Consider the following 17750-nt stretch of genomic DNA (forward strand, 5'->3'; position numbering starts at 1 on the left):
TACCTTAAAGCTGTGGTCAGCGCAGCGAACCGCTTCTCATGGATCAGGACGAGATACTGCACCTTGTGAAAAACTTTCTGACCATGACCCTGATTGTCGCCCTGGGCTCGGGCGCCAGTGCACAGAGTGCCCAGGACATTATCAATAAGGTTGATGCCACCCAGAAGGCGGTCAAAGACGTTTCCTTCCGCCTGAGTGGCAACGCCAGCCTGGAAAGCAGCTCCCAGAAAATTGACCTGACCATCAAGAGCATTCCCGCCCAGGGTGTCGCCCGACTGCAATTTGCCGCGCCGGATGCGCTGGCCGACAACGTGGTTGTGGCTGACCGGACGGAAGTGCGGCAGTACCTGTTCCTGACCAATCAGGTCACCGTGACTCCCCTCAAGAAGGCGGCAGAGGGTGCTGGCTTCGGTGGCCTGGACTTCACCCAGTTCAGCAATCCGGCGGCCCTGCTCAAGGACTACAGCGTGAAGCTGCTGGGAACTTCCGGGACGGCCGGAAAGAGGGTATTCCAGCTTGAAGCGACACCTAAAAACGGCGGTGACCGTGCCCGGGTGTGGATCAGCGAAGCCGGCTGGCGTCCGACCAGAATGCAACTGCTCAGCGGGGGAAGGACGGTGGCTGATCTGGCGGTCTCCAACTACCGGACCAACGCTGGCCTGACCGTTGCGGGCCTGAAAACCCTGCCCAAAAATGCCGAAATCATTCGTCAGTAATACGTCTCTACCCTCTGTCCTCATCTCTAAAGGACTGAAAAAGCCCCCCGCATGATCGCGGGGGGTTTGTCGATGAAAGGCTAAATGTGGAGCTCAGTTCAATTCAAAACGCGGCGGGCACCCTGGTAGCGGCTGGCCCAGTAGGGGTTGCTGAACAGTGGCTCTACCATGGAGCGGCCCCTGTAGCTGTTGGCGTTGGCCATCAGGCCGCCGCCCAGGTAGATGCCGACGTGGCTGGCGTTGCGGCCGGTGGTGTTGAAGAACACCAGATCACCTTCGCGCAGGTGGCTGCGGTTGACCGGCGCGCCGACGCCCCATTGCGCGGCAGCGGTGCGGGGCAGGTTGATGCCCATCTGACGGAACACATTCATGGTGAAGGCCGAGCAGTCAATCCCACCATTGCCGTTGCCGCCCAGCACGTAGCGGATACCCAGGAAGCGGGTGGCGGCGCTACGCACGAATGCACCGCCACGGCTGGGTGCGGCGACAGCCTGAGACGGACGGACAGGAGCCTTGGCGTTGGAATCGGCGCTCCCGGTATTCAGGCGCTGACCCACCTGGATGGTGGTGCTGCTGAGGTTATTCAGCTTCATCAGTGTGCTGGCGTCCAGGCCAGTGGCACGCGCCACAGAGTACAGGGTGTCTCCGGGCTTGACGGTGTAGGTGGCGGCGGTGGCACTGCTGAACGCAAGCGCGGCAAATGCAAGGGCAACAAAGGCAGGGGAACGTTTCATCGACAGGAGGAAGTTTAACGTATCTTTATTTAGTTGCCCTTAATACTTGAGAAAATCGAGACATTTATGCGTGCATACGGCCGTTATGCGTTCTGGTAATTATGAATCCAATCGGAAATGAGCCGATTGGTTCAGGGTTCTCAGACTTCAGCTCATGTCTGTGCGGGAGTTGAAACTGTGCGCTCATACGGTCTCCAGGATCATTAGACGTTAAACGCTATCTCAGGATTCTCATAACTGAAATCTGATCTGTTGCTTTCGGATGACCACTGAGCCCCGTAAGCCCCGCGCCTATACTTGAAAGACGATCCCGGTGCCGGTCGCTGGCACCTCGGTACCTAGCAGGAGGATGCATGAAGGAACCCATGACCACTGACCAGTTGCTCCAAGGGCTCAAGCATTACCGCCGCATTGCCCGGCAGGACATGCTGCGTGCCGGTGAAACCCCCCATCCGGAAGCCTTTTTGCGGCACGCAGAGAGCCGCCGTGAAATCTACGCGGCCCTGGGCACCTACTCGGAGCAGCATGCCAGTGACGAGGTCATTGCACACGCGCTGGATATGTACCAGCAACTTCCCTTCGTGACGGGGACGCCCGAGCATGAGCATGCCGACCTCAAGGGACGCGAGAACGCCCTGGAGAATTTCTTCCTGCTGGTCGGGCTTGATCCCAAGGCTCGCCGCGAAGCGCGGAACAAGCGCCCCAAGCTGACGCCCTGAGGCCACGCTGAGGCGGCACCGGCTTCGGGCGCGGTCAAAGCAGCGGACTGTAGCCGGGCACTAGACTGCCGGTTATGGCACATCCCGAATTTGTCGGACTCGTCAACTCCCTGCAGGCCACCGCTGAGGCTGCCCTGGGCGACCTGAACGCGGCGACTGCGAGCGCGGCACGCGACGGACTGCTGGCAGAAAACCGTGCCCGTCAGACCGCCGAGCGCAGCCTGAAACTGCTGACCATGCTTGCGGAAAAAACCCGGGGAAATCTGGACTTCACGGAGGCCGACCTGCTGACTCAGGCGATTGGCAGCCTGCGTGAACGCCTGAATGCCGCAGGGAACTAGAGTGCGGGCAGTACTGCAGCGGGTGACCCGGGCCACCTGCACGGTGGATGGGATAATCACAGGCCAGACAGGACCAGGTCTCCTTGTGCTTCTGGGAGTGGCACCTGGGGACACCCCGGAGACCGCAGCCGCGCTGGCAGGGAAGACCGCGCGGCTGCGGATTTTCAGTGACGACGCGGGCAGGATGAACCGCAGCGTGCAGGATATCGGTGGCAGCGTGCTGAGCATCAGTCAGTTCACCCTGTATGCCGACACCCGGGGTGGCAACCGGCCCAGCTTTACCGGCGCGGCGTCTCCTGATCGGGCCAGGGAGCTCTACCGGCTGTTTAACGATGCCCTGCGTGAGCAGGGGCTTATGGTCGGCGAAGGGGTGTTCGGGGCGCATATGGTCCTGGACCTGACCAACGACGGTCCAGTCACGATCACGCTGGACCTGCCCTGAAACGCGTCTTCTCACGCCGTCGCTCGCTATTCTGCCGGCCATGAAGCCCTCCGGACTGTTGCTGGTCGCCGCGCTGCTGACGGGTGTGGCTGGCGCCTATACCGTCAAACCCGGCGATACGCTGTATTCCATTGCCCGCGCGCATGGCACTACCGTCGCGGAACTTACCCGCCTGAACTCCCTGAGTGGAACGGAAATTAGTGTCGGGCAGGAACTCCGGGTGCCCGGTCAGCCCATTTCTCCTGCCCGCCCGGCACCGGTAACGACGCCACCTCCAGCCGGCGCGAAACCAGCACCAAAACCCGTCCTGCCTGCACCACTGCCAGCGAGCCAGCTGGCCCCCACCCCAGCCACTGCCCGAATCGCGGGGGTCAACATCCGCGTACCTCAGAGCCTGCGCATGGGCGAGGCCTTCGTGGTGCGTCTCAGCGGAGCCCGGGCTGCCCAGGCCACCGTGCGCTTTCCCAGTGAGATCGGAGAGGATGTCAGGGAACCGGCCGAGGTCCTGAAGCCCATCGGTGCGGCGGGGGAGTTCGTGGTGCTGGGCCGCGTGGTCCTGGGCAAAACCACGCCCCTGGTGTACGAGGTGAGCCTGAACGGCGAGCTGGTTCGGGGCCGGATTCCAGTGGTGGGGCTGGATCAGCCGATCCAGCATCTCAACCTGCCGCCGAAGATCAGTGGTGTGCTGCAGGACCCCCGACGTGCCGCCGAGGACGCTGCCGTTGAAAAAGCCTACGTACGGCGCACACCGCAGCGCTGGTCGCGGCCGTTTGCACCGGCGCTGTCGGGGATCAAGGCCAGCAGCAGCAGTTTTGCCCAGCCGCGTACCTATGTGGCAGGCGGGCAGGTGGCCTATCACTTCGGCACCGATTACCCAGCCCAGGTAGGAACCCCCGTCCTTGCAGTGAATGACGGCTCTGTGGTGCTGGCCGGCACCTATCCGGTGCGGGGCGGGCTGGTCGTGATTGACCACGGCGCCGGGGTGACCAGCCTGTATTTCCACCAGAACCGGGTGACGGTCAAGCCGGGCCAGATGGTGACGCGTGGGCAGAAAATCGGCGAAGTGGGCAGCACCGGCCTCAGCGGTGGCCCCCACCTACACCTGGAACTGCGGGTACGCGGCGAGGGCACCAACCCAGCCGGCTGGATGAACCGCATCTGGCCGCGGTAGAAGCGCCGAACCATCGAACCACCCCTTGCACCAAATCTGGCAGGGCTGAACGTGCTGACCGGGACGCCACAAATTGCTTGACGAGACGCTACGACGCCCCGCACCGGTTCGACACAGGTTTGACTGCTGGGGGCGGCATGACCACACCATGCTTTTCCTTCTCGCAGCGGTATTGCGCTCCGTTGACGGGACGAGGGCACTCCTGTCAACTCCACTCTGACCGTCGCCTGTCGCGGTCATTCCGCTCACCCCACCGCAGTTGAGTGTTTCCACCGTCTTCTGCTGGGGTTACCGCTATTACTCTGCCGCCGCGTTGCTTCCACACGTTCCCGATTTCCGCCACAGGCGCTGATAGGCTGGGCAGCATGTCTGAGCTGCCCTCGCTGGAGACCCTGAACACGCTGGGGACTGGCCTTCTGCCTAGCCTGATCGGGATTCGCTTTACACATGCAGATAAAGGCCTGCTGCGCTCCGAGCTTACGGTGCGCCCGGAACTGCTGGCGCCCAACGGGTTTCTGCACGCGGCCAGCGTGATTGCCCTGGCCGATACCACCTGCGGCTATGGTACCCGCATGCTCCTGCCCGAAGAGGCAAACGGTTTCACGACCATTGAACTCAAGAGCAACCACCTGAGCACCGCCCGTGAAGGCCTGATCACCTGCGAGGCCCGGGTAGTTCACAGTGGGCGGACCACCCAGGTGTGGGACGCCGAGGTGCGGGCGCCCACCGGAAAAATCATGGCCCTGTTCCGCTGCACCCAGGCCGTTCTGTATCCGCGGGACTAACTTGCCTCACGCCGAGACCTTTCTCTACCATCCTGATGCGCTGACCCGCGAGATTGCTCGTGGGTACGCGAGCGGCGCATTCCTGATGGACAACGGGGATGGCCTGCAGTGGTACGCCGTGAGCGGCCGGGCCCTGGTCCCCCTAACCGAGGCACAGGGACTGCACGTCGCGCGCCGGCTGCGCCGTGAGCTGGGGCGTTTCGAGGTCCGCCGGGATACAGCCTTTGAACAGGTCATCGCCGGCTGCCGTGGCGAACTGAGCGGGTCACCCCCCCGTGACGGCCAGTGGATCAGCGATGAGCTGGTCGTGATTTACCGCCAGCTGCATGTCAGTGGACTGGCCCATTCCTTCGAGGTCTGGCGGGACGGAGCGCTGGCCGGTGGAGTGCTGGGTCTGGCGCTGGGCGGCGCCTTTATCGCCGAGAGCAAGTTTCACCGTGTGACAAACGCCAGCAAGATCGCCCTGATTTATCTGGCGTCCCACCTGCATGCCCGGGGATTCACCCTGCTCGATGCCCAGATTCAGAATCCGCACCTGGAGACGCTGGGTGTAGTGGAAGTTGACGACGCCGAATACGCCCTGCGACTGAGGGACGCCCTCCGGCAGGATGTAAGCTTCTGAAGCCCCGTTGCAGACGGCTCCAGACAGCCCCTGGCGTGTAAGGCACCAGTTCTCCTAGCCAATTGTTTCTGCGCACGTGCCTCGGCGCTTACCCTGACCGCATGACTGCCGCTGCCCCCGCCCCCCTGGACTCCGATCCGGCCACCCGGGCGCCCCTGCGCGTCCTGATCTGCGATGAGATGAACCCAGGCGACCTGCAGTACGAAGGGTTTCAGATCGACTATCAGGGCAATATGGACCGCGCCGAGACCCTGCGGCGCCTGCCCGAGTACGACGCGCTGATCACCCGCAGCCGGACCAAGGTCGACCGCGAGCTGATCGACGCGGCGAGTCCACGGCTCAAGGTGATCGGACGTGGTGGCGTGGGTGTGGACAACATTGACCTGGAGTACGCCAGCCTGCGCGGCCTGCTGGTGCTCAACGCGCCGGAAAGCAACAACGTCTCGGCCGCTGAACTGGCGGTGATGCACCTGATGGCCTCCGCCCGCGGCCTGACCCGCAGTGACCGCAAGACCCGCGCCGGGGACTGGGACCGCAAATACCTGGGCATGGAGCTCAAGGACAAGACCCTGGGTATCGTGGGCCTGGGCCGCATTGGCAGCATCGTGGCCGACCGGGCGCAGGGGCTGCGCATGAACGTGGTGGCCTTTGACCCGTACGTTCCAGAAAACAAATTCGAGCGGCTGGGCGTGGAACGCGCCGAGACCCTGGAGGACCTGCTGGCCCGCGTGGACGCCGTGACGGTCCATACCCCCCTGACCGAGGAAACCACCGGCATGATCGGTGCCCGCGAACTCGCATTGCTGCGGCCCGGGGCGATCGTGGTCAACGCGGCGCGCGGAGGCATTGTCGACGAGGCGGCCCTGGTCGACGCCCTGAGTTCCGGGCACCTGTTCGCTGCCGGTGTGGACGTGTTCGTGGATGAGCCGCCCACACCGGACCACATCTTCCTGGGCGCACCGAACCTGGGCATCACGGCTCACCTGGGGGCCAACACCTTTGAAGCCCAGGAGCGCGTGGGAGCCGAGATCGTCTCACGGGTGCTGGCGGCGCTGCACGGTGACGTCAGCAAAGGCGCGGTCAATGCCCCCGCCCTGGATGCCAAGACCCTGGAAGCCCTGGGCGGTTACCTGCAACTGGGGGAGAAACTTGGCCGCGTCCTGGCTCAGCTGCTGCCCGGCGCCCAGGACGTGGAGGTCACCTTTCGTGGGGAGTTCCCCGCAGATCCCGCTCCGGTGGTCACCGCCGCGTTGGTCGGATACCTGTCCGGCAGCACCGAGGACACGCCCAACATGATCAATGCCCGCGCCCTGGCCCGCGAGCGCGGTCTGAACCTTGCCGTACGGCAGGAGCAGGACAGCCCCGACTACCAGACCGAGGTGATCGTGACGGTGCGCAGCGGCGACGGCAGCCAGAAGCAGCGCACCCGCACCATCGGCGGCACGGTCTTCGGACGCAGCCCCCGCCTGACGCGGCTGCGTGACTACCGCGTGGAACTGGAGCCGGAAGGCCACATCCTGATCGCCAGCAACGAGGACAAACCCGGCGCGGTGGCCAAGCTCAGCAACCTGCTGGGAACCTGGGGCGTCAATATTGCCGGCATGGCCCTGGGGCGCGCGGAAAAGGGCGGTCAGGCCCTGTTTACCCTATCCCTCGACGACGGCCTGAGTGCCGAGCAGCTGCAGGCCATCCGTGACCTGGACGTGATCGACAGCGCGTACCTCGTGCGCGTTTGAACATAGGTTTCTCCCGAAAGAATTGCTTTCGACCTCAAATTCATTGAACTGCCCGTGGTGTGAGCTCTTGCACTACGGGCAGTTCAGTTCGACGGGTCGTAAAAAAGCTCTGTTACCACACAGTCGATCCTGCAGCCTCACGAGGATCACTCGTATGCATGCCGGTGACTCAGGTAACCCGAGAGCCGGGTCAATTCTCCTTGTTTGCAATCTGAAACAGACCATACTATCTGGTATGGAAGTGTTGATCTGGCCTGTAGTGGCTGTGTTGGTTCTGACAGGAGTCCTTCATGTGGCCTGGGGGACGGGAGCAGTCTGGCCTGGGCGTGACGCTCAGGACCTTGCCCAGAAGGTGGTTGGCGGTCCTCAGGTCGACCGCATGCCGTCACCTCTCGCCTGTTATGCCGTTGCTGGTGCGTTGCTGGTCGCGTCTGCAGCTCTTGTCATGACTCTGGTTCCTAGTGATTTTCAGCCGCTTGTTCGCCTTGCCGGTTTCATGGTGGCTGGCGTTTTCCTGCTTCGCGGAGTGCTGGGGTACGCATTGCCCACGCAAGCGTACTCAGGCCAGGATTTCGTCCGGCTCAACCGCGTGATGTATTCGCCCCTGTGTCTGGCGCTGGGGGGAATGACCCTGCTGGCGCTGCTGGGTTAGGCCGATGCGGCGCACGCGCGGCGACTGGCTTGATGCGGGCTTTGCTCTGCTACGGGAAGAAGGCGAGCACGCCCTGAACCTGGAGCGGCTCTGCGGTCAAATGTCGCTGACGCGGGGCTCGTTCTATCACCACTTCGGGGGAATGCCCGAGTACCGGCAGGCGCTGTTGCAGGCGTGGCAGGACAGCCTGACAGAACAGGTCATTGCTCAGGTGCCTGAAGGCGTCTCGGGGCATGAAGCCCTGTCTTTGCTGAATCAGGCGGTGGTGGGCCTTGACCACCGGCTTGACCTGGCTTTCCGGGCCTGGTCTCTGCGTGATACGGCAGTTCAGGAGGTCATGAACGAGGTGGATGCACGCCGGATTGGCATTCTTACCCTCTGGCACGAGCAGGCCGGCCATCCCCGCGCGGGCGAGCTTGCCCAGCTCGACTACGCGACGTTTCTGGGTGCTCAGGCCCTTGGCCGGATCGGCGCCGACAATCATCTTCAGGAAATGCATGCCCTGGCCATGTCCGCGCTGGTGGCGGAGCTGAGCAGGCGTGGGTAGCTGGACCTGCGGGGAAGAACCCACTCACAGTTCGCGGCTCAGCCGGTCGGCCGCGACCAGTAGGACGTCCCATACCCCGCTGAACGGCGGGGCGTAGGCCAGGTCGGCCTCAAACAGATCCAGCACGCTGGCGCGGCGATGCAGGAGGGCGGCCACCACGTCCACACGTTTGACGCTGTCTCCGCACCCCACCAGCTGCGCGCCCAGCAGGCGACCGCTGCCACGTTCGCCGGTCAGACGTACGTGAATGGGCTGGGCCCCCCGGTAGTAGCCGGCGTGGTCGGTGCTTTTAACGTCCACGCTGACGGCGTCCAGCCCAAGGGAGTCGGCGTCCGTCTGCGTCAGACCGGTGCGGGCAGCCCCCAGTTCGAACACCTTGAAGATGCCCGTGCCGACCACTCCGGGGAACCTCGCGTCTCCGCCAGCCATATTCACGCCGGCAATCCTTCCCATGCGGTTGGCACTCAGGGCCAGCGGTATGTGCACCTTGCGGCGCGTCACGCGGTGGATGCATTCGGTGTTGTCCCCGGCGCTGAAGATGCCCGGCACGCTGGTTTCCTGGCGGGCATTCACCGCGACCGCGCCACTTTTGCCCAGCCTGACCCCGGCGCCCCCGGCCAGTTCCGTGCGGGGCCGGACCCCCACCGCCACGATGACCACATCTGCCCGGACCAGTCCGTGCTCGGTCTGGACCCCCGTCACGCGTCCGTCCCGGCCCGTCAGGCGCACCACGTCGGTATTGCAGCGGACATCCACGCCACGGCGCTCCAGCTCTGCCCGGACCAGACGTTGATAGTCAGGGTCCAACATGCGTCCGGCGACTTCTGGGGCCTTCTCCATCAACACCACGCTCAGTCCGCGGGCGCGCAGAGCTTCCGCCATTTCAATGCCTATGTACCCCGCCCCCACCACACAGGCCCGGCGAGCCCCCTTGAGTGTGGCTTCAATCGCCTGACCATCCGGGATTTCGCGCAGAAGGTGAACTCCGCTCAGGTCAGACTGTGCCCAGTCCGGCCGCAGGGCGGCGACGCCGGTGGCCAGCAGCAGCCGGTCATACGGCTCGGTGAGGGTCCGGCCCGAGGCGCGCTCGTGCACCGTGACCGTGGCTGCCGTGGCGTCAATCCCGGTGACCTCGTGGCCCAGGCGGATGCCGACGCCCCGGGCACGCATCTGGGCCGGGGTGCGGGCCACCAGGGCATCAAAGTCCTTGACGGCTCCACCCAGCACGTAGGGAAGACCGCAGGCACCGTAACTGATCCACTCACCCCGTTCGAACACCACGACCTGAGCATCTGGATCCTGACGCCGCGCGCGGCTGGCAGCCGTCATGCCCGCCGCCACACCCCCCACAATCACAATCCGCATCCTGCTCAGGCTAATGCGGTTCTCCTGGCCCCTGCCTTCACAGTTTCCAGGGTGCACGGCACCTCGGCGTGGCGGGACGTCTTGTACCGGCTCAGTGGGCAGTCGGGACTGCGGCGTACACCACTTTTGGAAGGACGCATTTCCAGCCCGCATATCTTCCGGAAGGAATCGGGCGCGCGGCTAAAGCCAGTCCGGACACTGGCAAACGGAAAAGAATTGTCTTCGACTTGTCCGACACGATTGCTGCTTTCACCGCAGCGACCGTGAGTGCAACTCTTTCGGGCACCGTCTGGCCGTTGGTGTGTAACGGGAGGGGGCAATTCCGGCACTGTGGTCCAACATGTGTAAAGGCCTGGTAGGCACAGCTGCTGTGCCACTGCCACTCCGTTATCCCTCAACCATGGCCTTCCCATTTCTGCCTCTGAATCTGCCCGGTGGGTAGGCAGCCCTGGCCCTTTGAATGTGCAGGCTCTTACGATGGGAACATGACAGGTCAAGACCGCCCGCTGGCCGACCACACGCCTCTCAACCGCGAGCGCCTGATTGCCCCCGGACCGGTCGAGGTCGATCCACGCGTGCTGCTGGAACTGGCGCAGCCGCAGATGCACCACCGTGCGCAGGCGGGGATCGACAAGCTGATGGAAGCCCGCGCGAAGCTGACCCGGCTGCTGGGTGATCCCTACGACGCCGTGATTACCACCAGCAGTGGCACCGGCGCCTTTGAAGGCGCGCTGGTCAGCACCACTCCCAGCGGCGCCCGGGTGGTCAACGCCCAGGCCGGCAAGTTCAGTGAACGCTGGGGCGAGATGGCCCGGCGTTTCGGCTACGACACCCGGATTGTGGCCAGACCCTGGGGCGACCTGCTCGACCCCGACGAGATCGCGTCGGCGACCCGGGATGCCCATACCCTGTGTATCACCCACAGCGAAACCAGCACTGGGGCGCTTCACGACCTGCAGACTATTGCCGGGGCAGCGCGGGCAGAGAATCCGGACCTGATCATCATTGCCGACTGCATCACCAGCTATGGCGTTGCGGAACTGCGGCCCGCCGAGTGGGGGGTAGACGTGATCGTCTCGGGCAGCCAGAAAGGGACTGCGACTCCACCTGGACTGGGCTTTGTGCTGTTCAGTCCACAGGTGCAGGAGCGGTTGATTCGCGACACGCCCCACGGCTTTTACCTGGACATGACCCGCGAGCTTACGGGACAGAAAGCTGGCAATACCCCGCAGACCCCGGCCATCAACCTGATGTACGCCCTGAGCACCGCCCTGGACCGTCTGCTCAGCGTGCCTCTGGAGGTCCTGTGGGCCGAGCAGGCCCGAAAGACGGCGGCACTGATTGCGGCGGGAGCGGCGCTGGGGGCTCCCACTTGGGCTGCCCGTACCAGCCCGGCCGTGGCGGTCCTGACCCCCCCTGAGGGACTGACTGGGCGGCAGGTGGCCGGCCGGCTCGCGCAGATGGGCCAGCGTGCTCTGCCTGGGCAGGCTCCGCATGAGGACACGGTCTTCCGCGTCAGCACCATGGGATATGCCGACCGGTACGACGCCCTGGCCATCGCCGGCATTCTGGAAGACTGCTTCACGGACCTCGGGGCGTCGGTGACCCGGGGAGCGGCCATTCAGGCGGCGTGGACCGCCTTGAACGGTTCCTAGCCGGCGTGGCGGTGTAGGGCCATGTCTAACGAGGACCGGCCGTACTGCGTAAATGTGCCTTGTGAACTATCTCACGGACCTGGGCGAGGCTGCCAGGAGAATGCCGCCCATGAAACACCTTGTCTTCCCGACCACCGCCCAGGCCGACGCTTTTATTGCTGACCTCCGCAGTCAGGGGGTCATCCAGCCGGAAGTAGGCCAGACCTCCTTTCACCGCCGCAGTGACCTGGGGAGCGGCCAGACCAGCACCGGAAAGCAGACCCAGGTCGTGACCACCGAAATCGTCGACGGCGGTGGGGACGCAGGTGACATTGCGGGTGGCGCGCTGAAGGGCGGCGTGATCGGGACAGTGGCCGGCTTGGCGGCAGGCGCTGTCGTGGCAGCCACTGGCGGACTCGCGGCTGTGCCTGTGGTTCTGGGCCTCGGGGTTGGTGCTGCGGCTGGTGCAGCCGACGGCGCGGTTCATGGCGACGGCATGCAGAAGCACGTCAAGGGCCGGTATGACGACCGCTACAGCCTCGACGACGATCACTACGATCGTATCCAGTCGGAAGTGGGGACGGAGGGCCGCGCCGTCGCAGTCGAGGATCAGGTGCCTGCCGATGTGGTGCAGGCAGCCGCTGCCCGTCATGGTGGGCGCTTCGTCTGAGGCCTGAGCAGAGAAAAGCGCCCAGGGTATGTACTATCCGGGGCGCTCTTTCATCTGAATGCTCTCAGTCGAGTACGGTAATGCCTGCGTCGTGCACCCGGCGTCGGGCGTCCCGGACGCCTTCGCCATTGACGCGCATGACAAAGCGGCGGTAGCCGTTTCCTCCTCCGTACGTCGCCACGCTGATGATGTTGCTTGGCAGGATCGCCTGGGTGGCCCGCTCCAGGCTGCCCGGCACGTCCGGCATGTCCAGCGTCAGCCGCTGCCCACCCTCGCGCATGCCGAGAATGCCGGTAAAGGCGCGCAGGACGTCCATGGTCGTGATAATGCCGCTGAGACGCCCCGAATCGCTGAGCACCGGCAGGCCGCCGACGTGATGCTCCTGCATGCGCAGCGCAGCGTCTTCCATGTATTCGCCCTCGGCGGCCGTAATGACCGGGCGGGCCATCATTTCCGAGACGGTCAGTTTGCTCAGCAGGTAGTTCAGTTCCCACACGCTGAGGGTGGTGGCCTTGCTGGGCATCGCGTCTTTCAAGTCCTTGCGGGTTGTGATGCCGACCAGTTGAGAACCGTCCACGACCGGCAGGCGGCGGAAATTGCCTTCCTTGAGAATCCTCAGGGCGTCCATCACAGGAGTGTCGGGTGTGACGCTGACAGGGTCAGCTGTCATCCAGTCGCGAACCAGCATGACGCGAGTCTAAAGCAAATCATGCCTGGTCCTTGCCTGATTCTCAGCTGATGCCCCATGTGAGGCAACTGTGTTCTGCTTCATTCGGCTCAGAAAGGCTCATGGTACGGTGACCGTCATGAAGATGAACGCTAAGGTCCTTGCTCCACTGGCTGTTGTTGCTGCTTTCGGGCTGGGCACCGTCACCCCCAACGCTCAGACCCCTGCTCAGAAAATCGGATTCGTTGATGTGGCCAAGTTGATTACCAGCCACTCTGGCAACAAGGACATCCAGGACATTCAGAAGAAGGCTGACGCCGAACTCGGCGAGCTCGACAAGCAGATCAAGGCGATCGACGCAAAGGGCGCCAATGCTACGCCTACAGACAAGGACAAGCGCACCCAGCTGATCTCGACCATTCAGGCCAAGGCCAAGGCGTACGACGCCCAGCTGCAGCCCAAGGTTTCCGTGGTGGAAAAAGCTGTTGACACCGCCATCGGCGCGACTGCCAAGAGCAACGGCTTCAGCATCGTGATGGACCGCAATGTGGCCGCACGCAGCGGACTGGTTGTCTACGCCGACGACAACACGGACCTCACGGCCGCAGCGGCCAAGGCCGTCAAGTAAGCCCCGAGTAGTTTCCCGTGGCCTGCCCCGCTGCACCATGCGGGGCAGTTTCCATGACCAGTTTTTTCTCCCGGAGGTCTGTATGACCCGAGTTCTGATCCTCCTGCCGCTGGCCCTGCTAGCCACCGTCCCCCACGCTCAACAGTCCAAGAGCCGCGTCGCGTTCGTCAATGTTCAGGCTGCGGTCAAGGCGATGCCTGGCAGCGCCAGCTATCTGCAGCTGGTTACCAAGACCGACGCTGACCTGATCGCCAAGCAGAAGAATATTCAGTCCCTGGCCAGCAAAGCGTCGGCCAGCAACACGGCCGCCAACCGCCAGGCCCTCAACAATGCCCGGCAGGCGTACACCAAGACGCAGACCCAGTATGCCCAGCAGGTCGCCGAGGCTTTCAAACCGCTGGCCAGCAAGCTCAACAGCACGATCGCCAGGGTGGCCAAGGCCAACGGCTACAGTGTGGTGCTCGATCAGCGCGTGGCTGCCCAGACCAATCTGGTCGTCTACGCCAATGACAGCGCGACCAACCTGACCAATGCGGTCGTCAAAGCGCTGAAGTAAGTGCACTCATGTATCCGCCCTAGCTGTCACCAGTCGGGGCGGATGCTTTTGCAAATGATCAGCCTAGGGGAGAGGGCAACTCAGGACCCTTGGGGCATGAGACCAGGGATCTGATCCCAAGCTACTGTGGGAAAGGCAAGCTTTTTCCCACAGTGCGCCCTATCCACTAGGCTTTAAAGCGCGATGGTCTCGTTTTTGCCCGTGGGTCCGGTCTGGCCAGTCACGGCGCTTTTCGCCATCTTGAAAAGCTGCTGGATCTTGCCGTCGCTCTCCCAGTACTCGGCGCCGTGGGCATGAATCTTGATCAGCTGAACATCCGGATCTTCCTTGCCGCCGGCGAAATACGCTTTGTAGAAATCGCTCCACAATTCATCGAGCTTGGCGCGGTCCTCGACCATTTCTGCCGTGCCGTTGACGCTGACGTAGACGCCTTTCTTGGGGTCAGAATAGCTGACATTGACCTGCGGCCGGGCGCGCATGTGGCTCACCTGATGGCTTGAGCGGCTGCCAATGAACCACACGTCGCCGTCGAATTCGGTCTGCTGGGTCGTCATTGGGTGAGCATGGAGATGGCCCTCCTCGTTGATGACCGTCAGCATGGCAAATTTGACCTCGCGGATAATGCCAGCCATTTTCTTGATGGCGTCTTCTCGGCTCGTTTCGCTCATAAGTCCCAGCGTTCCATGCCTGCGCCTCCGCCTTCTGGGACCTGCCGCACCGTGTAAAGGTTCCAATCAGGTTGGATGAGGTGGCTCAGCTGGAATGCGCGTGGCGCGTTTCCGGGACCTTGCGCACCAGCACAACTCCCAGGATAAAGAAGACGGCCGCCAGCCCGAAGACCAGGGTGTAGCCCAGGTTGTCTCCCTGGGCATTGCCCCAGTCGAGGAGCTTGCCCTGTGGGGCACCGATGAACTGCGGCGCCACGAACGCCACATGCCAGATGCCCATGTCCCGCGCGTAGCTGCGACCACTGGGCATGGCGTCGCTGCCCAGGGCCCAATCCACACTGGTAAAGGCACCGTACCCTAGTCCGAAGACCAGTGCCAGCAGCAGGGCAATGTAAAAGCCCGGGGCGACCAGCAGCAGCAGGGCGGCGCCTGCCATCACGCTCCCGGCCACGTAGATGACCGGTTTGCGTCCCACGCGGTCGCTGATGCGTCCCCCGATCAGGGCACTGATGATGCTGGCCACGATGATGCAGGCCAGCATCAACGAGCTGCTGGCCACCGGGTTGGGCTGCCTCAGGACGTCTGCCGTGTAGTACTGCATGAACGGCTGCACGGAATACTGGCCCAGGGCAAACATCACCCGGGTGATGAACACCCACAAGAAGGGCTGGTACGCGAACAGCTCCTGCCAGGACAGCACCGGAGCGTCGGTCTGGACGGGTGCCGGCTGATCGGCCTCCGGGACCCCCCGGATGGTGATCAGGGCCGCGCCGAGCAGCACCACAGCCATCAGGGCAAAGGCGGCCATGGCCGGCAGGCCCAGCGCGCCGAGCGCAAACCCGCTTGCGGCGCCCAGCAACTGTGCGATGGCCTGCAACATGCCCATAACGCCGCTGTAGCGCCCGCGCTGCTCCTGAGGCACCAGCTGGGGAATCAGGGCCGAGTACGGCGCCGTCGCATAGTTGTTCCCGAACTGCACCAGCAGGTAGCCCAGGACGTAGATCCAGAAGCCGTTTGAGCCTCCCAGGATGGTCACGGCCAGGGCCATGACGGCCAGTCCAGCCAGATTGACGCCGACGCCCAGTTTCAGATACGGCAGGCGGCGCCCACTGCGGTCGCTGTGCGCGCCCACCACCGGAGGCACCACCAGCGCGATCACCGCACCGATGGCGGTCAGCAGACCCAGGTAGGTGCCTTTCTGGTCCTCGCCGACGAATTTCACGATGTGGGCTGGCATCAGCAGGGTCAGAAGCATCAGCCAGTGAAAGGCCGTACCAAACCAAAAGGCCGACAGGACCCACGGACTCGCGGGAGCCATTCGCGCCCGGGACGCGACAGGGGAGAGGTTGGTCATGTGGAGCGAGTATATGCCGCACGTTTACCACCTCTTTACTTGTTTAACAGCGTGTGGCGTGGACAGCAGTTCGTTCCCCCGGGGGCAGGTCAGACTGCCTCATGACTGCACCACTGAACCTGGAAGACGCGCTCGCCTCCTTTCGATCGGCCTTTACCTACAGCCATCCCGAGGGCCTGACCATTACCCCCCACGTAGACGGCCAGGTCCTGCGGGTGGAGGTACGCAATCAGGACGTCGACGCCCTGCGAGGCTTTGACGTGGTTGCCGAGCCCCTGGAGACCGAGCACCGCAGCGCGCAGCAACTCGGAGAGGACGTGGCCCGCGTGGTGGAACAGGAATTGATGTATGGCCAGCTTCCTGCAGTCGGGGAAGACGGAGCCTTCCGCCGGATCGTGGTTTAGGACCGTTACCCGCCTAGAGAGTCCCAGTATGCCTGCAGGTCCCGGGCGAGCGGCACCTCCACAGCCATCTGGGCGCCGTCCCAGGAAAAGGCGATGCGCGCAGCATGCAGGGCCTGGCGGGGCAGGCCCAGACGAGCGGTCAGGTCCGGGGTCTGCCCGGTTTCCATAAATTCCAGAAAGGCCTGTGGGTCGCGGCCATAAATCTTGTCTCCGACCATGGGCAGGCCAAGGTGGTGCAGGTGCGCCCGAATCTGGTGCAGCCTCCCGGAGCGAGGATACGCCTCGATCAGGCTATGGCCGGCGCGGCGCTCAATCAGCTTGAAGTCGGTTACGGCCGGGCGGCCGTCCGGCACCACCGCCTGCCGGATCGTGATCCGGTTGGCACCACCGAGGCCCAGGTCGCCCAGGGGGGCATCCAGGGTGTACCGTTCCCAGTCCGGAGTCCCGTGCACGATGGCCAGATAGGTTTTTCCCACCAGGTGGGTCTTGAACAGCGTGAAAAACCGCCTGGCCGCATCGGCGTCCCGCGTCAGAATCTGTGCGCCGCTGGTCTCGCGGTCCAGTCGGTGAGGCGGGGCCAGGTCCAGCTCTCCTGTTTCGCCCTTCATATATGTCAGGACGTCCGGCACGTCGACACGTGCGCGGACAGGGTGGGTCAGCCACAGGGCCGGTTTATGGACCACATAGAAATCAGGATGCTCCACGACCACGCGCGGTTTACCGGGTGGAGGCAGCACAGGAGCGCGCGTCACAGTTCCCAGGTGCTCTGGTAGGGGCGACCGGACAGCCGTGCCGACAGGTCAACGCCGCGTTCCACCGTGCGCGACAGCCGTTCCCTGAGCCAGTCACCAGGCTGGGCAGGAGCGTCCCAGTGGGCGGACGTGGCGTAGACAAAATGCGGGTTGATCACGCACTTGAAGTCAAACATCAGCCCTGCGGCAAAAGCCGAGTGGCTGAGCCATCCATGATCGAGACCGCCTGAGACCAGAAAAGTGACCGGCTGATCAAACCAGGCCCCATGAAGGCCGCGCTCCAGATCGGTGCTTCCAGTCAGTTCCACCAACGCCTTGACTCCCGAGCCGACGCCCCAGTTGTAGACCGGCACGCCCACAAAGACGCCGTCCGCCTCACGAATCGCGTCGTGGTACAGCTGAGCCTGTGGATGTGTGTAGCAGCTGGCATTGTCAAACGGCGGCAGAGGCGTAGCCCTCAGGTCAAGGTGGGTGACCTGATGTCCCAGGTTGCCAAGCTGCGCGGCGGCCAGATCACAGAGCCACGCACTGCGGCTCTCGGTGTCTAAGCTGGTCGAAAGCACCGTGAACTTCATTCCGGCAGGCTA

22 protein-coding genes are annotated in these 17750 nt (G+C 63.7%); 15 read left to right on the forward strand and 7 right to left on the reverse strand.

Annotated elements, in window-relative coordinates:
- Positions 1-38: 38 nt before the first annotated feature.
- The gene (locus tag IEY49_RS13880) at positions 39-716 is read left to right on the forward strand and encodes an outer membrane lipoprotein carrier protein LolA (RefSeq protein WP_189009858.1); all 678 of its coding nucleotides are present in this window, start codon (positions 39-41) and stop codon (positions 714-716) included.
- 98 nt (positions 717-814) lie between these two features.
- Here IEY49_RS13880 and IEY49_RS13885 read toward each other — a convergent pair whose 3' ends face one another.
- Positions 815-1450: a C40 family peptidase gene (locus IEY49_RS13885; RefSeq protein WP_189009860.1), complete on the reverse strand. Its 636-nt coding sequence runs from the start codon at positions 1448-1450 to the stop codon at positions 815-817.
- A gap of 353 nt (positions 1451-1803) precedes the next feature.
- Between IEY49_RS13885 and IEY49_RS13890 the strand changes: the two genes are divergently transcribed.
- From IEY49_RS13890 to IEY49_RS13930, 9 genes are all read left to right on the forward strand, one after another.
- Entirely contained in the window at positions 1804-2169 is a 366-nt protein-coding gene (locus IEY49_RS13890; RefSeq protein WP_189009862.1) for a hypothetical protein, read from the forward strand.
- A gap of 74 nt (positions 2170-2243) precedes the next feature.
- Positions 2244-2510: a DUF1844 domain-containing protein gene (locus tag IEY49_RS13895; RefSeq protein ID WP_189009864.1), complete on the forward strand. Its 267-nt coding sequence runs from the start codon at positions 2244-2246 to the stop codon at positions 2508-2510.
- Position 2511: 1 nt separating this feature from the next.
- Positions 2512-2952 carry a D-aminoacyl-tRNA deacylase gene (gene dtd / locus IEY49_RS13900; protein WP_189009866.1) on the forward strand — a complete coding sequence of 147 codons (441 nt, stop codon included), beginning with the start codon at positions 2512-2514 and terminating at the stop codon, positions 2950-2952.
- A gap of 40 nt (positions 2953-2992) precedes the next feature.
- Positions 2993-4123: a LysM peptidoglycan-binding domain-containing M23 family metallopeptidase gene (locus IEY49_RS13905; protein WP_189009868.1), complete on the forward strand. Its 1131-nt coding sequence runs from the start codon at positions 2993-2995 to the stop codon at positions 4121-4123.
- A 365-nt stretch (positions 4124-4488) separates the two neighbouring features.
- Complete coding sequence (locus IEY49_RS13910; protein ID WP_189009870.1) at positions 4489-4908, forward strand: PaaI family thioesterase; 420 nt, start codon at positions 4489-4491, stop codon at positions 4906-4908.
- A gap of 1 nt (position 4909) precedes the next feature.
- A complete protein-coding gene (gene aat / locus IEY49_RS13915) occupies positions 4910-5530 on the forward strand; it encodes a leucyl/phenylalanyl-tRNA--protein transferase (RefSeq protein ID WP_189009872.1) in 621 nt (206 codons plus the stop codon).
- 101 nt (positions 5531-5631) lie between these two features.
- The gene (gene serA, locus IEY49_RS13920; protein ID WP_189009874.1) at positions 5632-7266 is read left to right on the forward strand and encodes a phosphoglycerate dehydrogenase; all 1635 of its coding nucleotides are present in this window, start codon (positions 5632-5634) and stop codon (positions 7264-7266) included.
- Between the two features lie 235 nt (positions 7267-7501).
- Positions 7502-7918, forward strand: coding sequence for a DUF3995 domain-containing protein (locus IEY49_RS13925; protein ID WP_189009876.1), 417 nt, complete (start codon positions 7502-7504; stop codon positions 7916-7918).
- A 4-nt stretch (positions 7919-7922) separates the two neighbouring features.
- Positions 7923-8465, forward strand: a complete 543-nt coding sequence (locus tag IEY49_RS13930) for a TetR/AcrR family transcriptional regulator (RefSeq protein ID WP_189009878.1) — start codon at positions 7923-7925, stop codon at positions 8463-8465.
- A 24-nt stretch (positions 8466-8489) separates the two neighbouring features.
- Here IEY49_RS13930 and IEY49_RS13935 read toward each other — a convergent pair whose 3' ends face one another.
- Positions 8490-9983, reverse strand: a complete 1494-nt coding sequence (locus IEY49_RS13935; RefSeq protein ID WP_268239055.1) for an FAD-dependent oxidoreductase — start codon at positions 9981-9983, stop codon at positions 8490-8492.
- Positions 9984-10315: 332 nt separating this feature from the next.
- Between IEY49_RS13935 and IEY49_RS13940 the strand changes: the two genes are divergently transcribed.
- Both IEY49_RS13940 and IEY49_RS13945 read left to right on the forward strand, forming a co-directional pair.
- Entirely contained in the window at positions 10316-11485 is a 1170-nt protein-coding gene (locus IEY49_RS13940) for an aminotransferase class V-fold PLP-dependent enzyme (RefSeq protein WP_189009882.1), read from the forward strand.
- A gap of 109 nt (positions 11486-11594) precedes the next feature.
- Complete coding sequence (locus IEY49_RS13945) at positions 11595-12134, forward strand: hypothetical protein (RefSeq protein ID WP_189009884.1); 540 nt, start codon at positions 11595-11597, stop codon at positions 12132-12134.
- 64 nt (positions 12135-12198) lie between these two features.
- Here IEY49_RS13945 and IEY49_RS13950 read toward each other — a convergent pair whose 3' ends face one another.
- Complete coding sequence (locus IEY49_RS13950) at positions 12199-12822, reverse strand: CBS and ACT domain-containing protein (protein WP_189009885.1); 624 nt, start codon at positions 12820-12822, stop codon at positions 12199-12201.
- Between the two features lie 118 nt (positions 12823-12940).
- Here IEY49_RS13950 and IEY49_RS13955 point away from each other — a divergent pair, with 118 nt between their 5' ends.
- Together IEY49_RS13955 and IEY49_RS13960 are read left to right on the forward strand one after the other, a co-directional pair.
- Entirely contained in the window at positions 12941-13429 is a 489-nt protein-coding gene (locus tag IEY49_RS13955) for an OmpH/Skp family outer membrane protein (RefSeq protein ID WP_189009888.1), read from the forward strand.
- Positions 13430-13511: 82 nt separating this feature from the next.
- Positions 13512-13985, forward strand: coding sequence for an OmpH/Skp family outer membrane protein (locus IEY49_RS13960; RefSeq protein ID WP_189009890.1), 474 nt, complete (start codon positions 13512-13514; stop codon positions 13983-13985).
- A gap of 173 nt (positions 13986-14158) precedes the next feature.
- Here IEY49_RS13960 and IEY49_RS13965 read toward each other — a convergent pair whose 3' ends face one another.
- Positions 14159-14653, reverse strand: coding sequence for a pyridoxamine 5'-phosphate oxidase family protein (locus IEY49_RS13965; protein WP_189009893.1), 495 nt, complete (start codon positions 14651-14653; stop codon positions 14159-14161).
- 85 nt (positions 14654-14738) lie between these two features.
- The gene (locus IEY49_RS13970; RefSeq protein WP_189009895.1) at positions 14739-16007 is read right to left on the reverse strand and encodes an MFS transporter; all 1269 of its coding nucleotides are present in this window, start codon (positions 16005-16007) and stop codon (positions 14739-14741) included.
- Positions 16008-16108: 101 nt separating this feature from the next.
- Here IEY49_RS13970 and IEY49_RS13975 point away from each other — a divergent pair, with 101 nt between their 5' ends.
- Complete coding sequence (locus tag IEY49_RS13975) at positions 16109-16411, forward strand: hypothetical protein (RefSeq protein ID WP_189009897.1); 303 nt, start codon at positions 16109-16111, stop codon at positions 16409-16411.
- Positions 16412-16416: 5 nt separating this feature from the next.
- Here IEY49_RS13975 and IEY49_RS13980 read toward each other — a convergent pair whose 3' ends face one another.
- Both IEY49_RS13980 and IEY49_RS13985 read right to left on the reverse strand, forming a co-directional pair.
- Positions 16417-17163, reverse strand: coding sequence for an RluA family pseudouridine synthase (locus IEY49_RS13980; protein ID WP_189009899.1), 747 nt, complete (start codon positions 17161-17163; stop codon positions 16417-16419).
- On the reverse strand, positions 17160-17738 hold the full coding sequence (locus IEY49_RS13985; RefSeq protein ID WP_189009901.1) for an NADPH-dependent FMN reductase: 579 nt from the start codon (positions 17736-17738) through the stop codon (positions 17160-17162). Before IEY49_RS13985 ends, IEY49_RS13980 begins: the two co-directional genes overlap by 4 nt.
- Positions 17739-17750: the final 12 nt, after the last annotated feature.

The sequence above is a fragment of the Deinococcus malanensis genome (assembly GCF_014647655.1).
GTDB lineage: Bacteria > Deinococcota > Deinococci > Deinococcales > Deinococcaceae > Deinococcus > Deinococcus malanensis.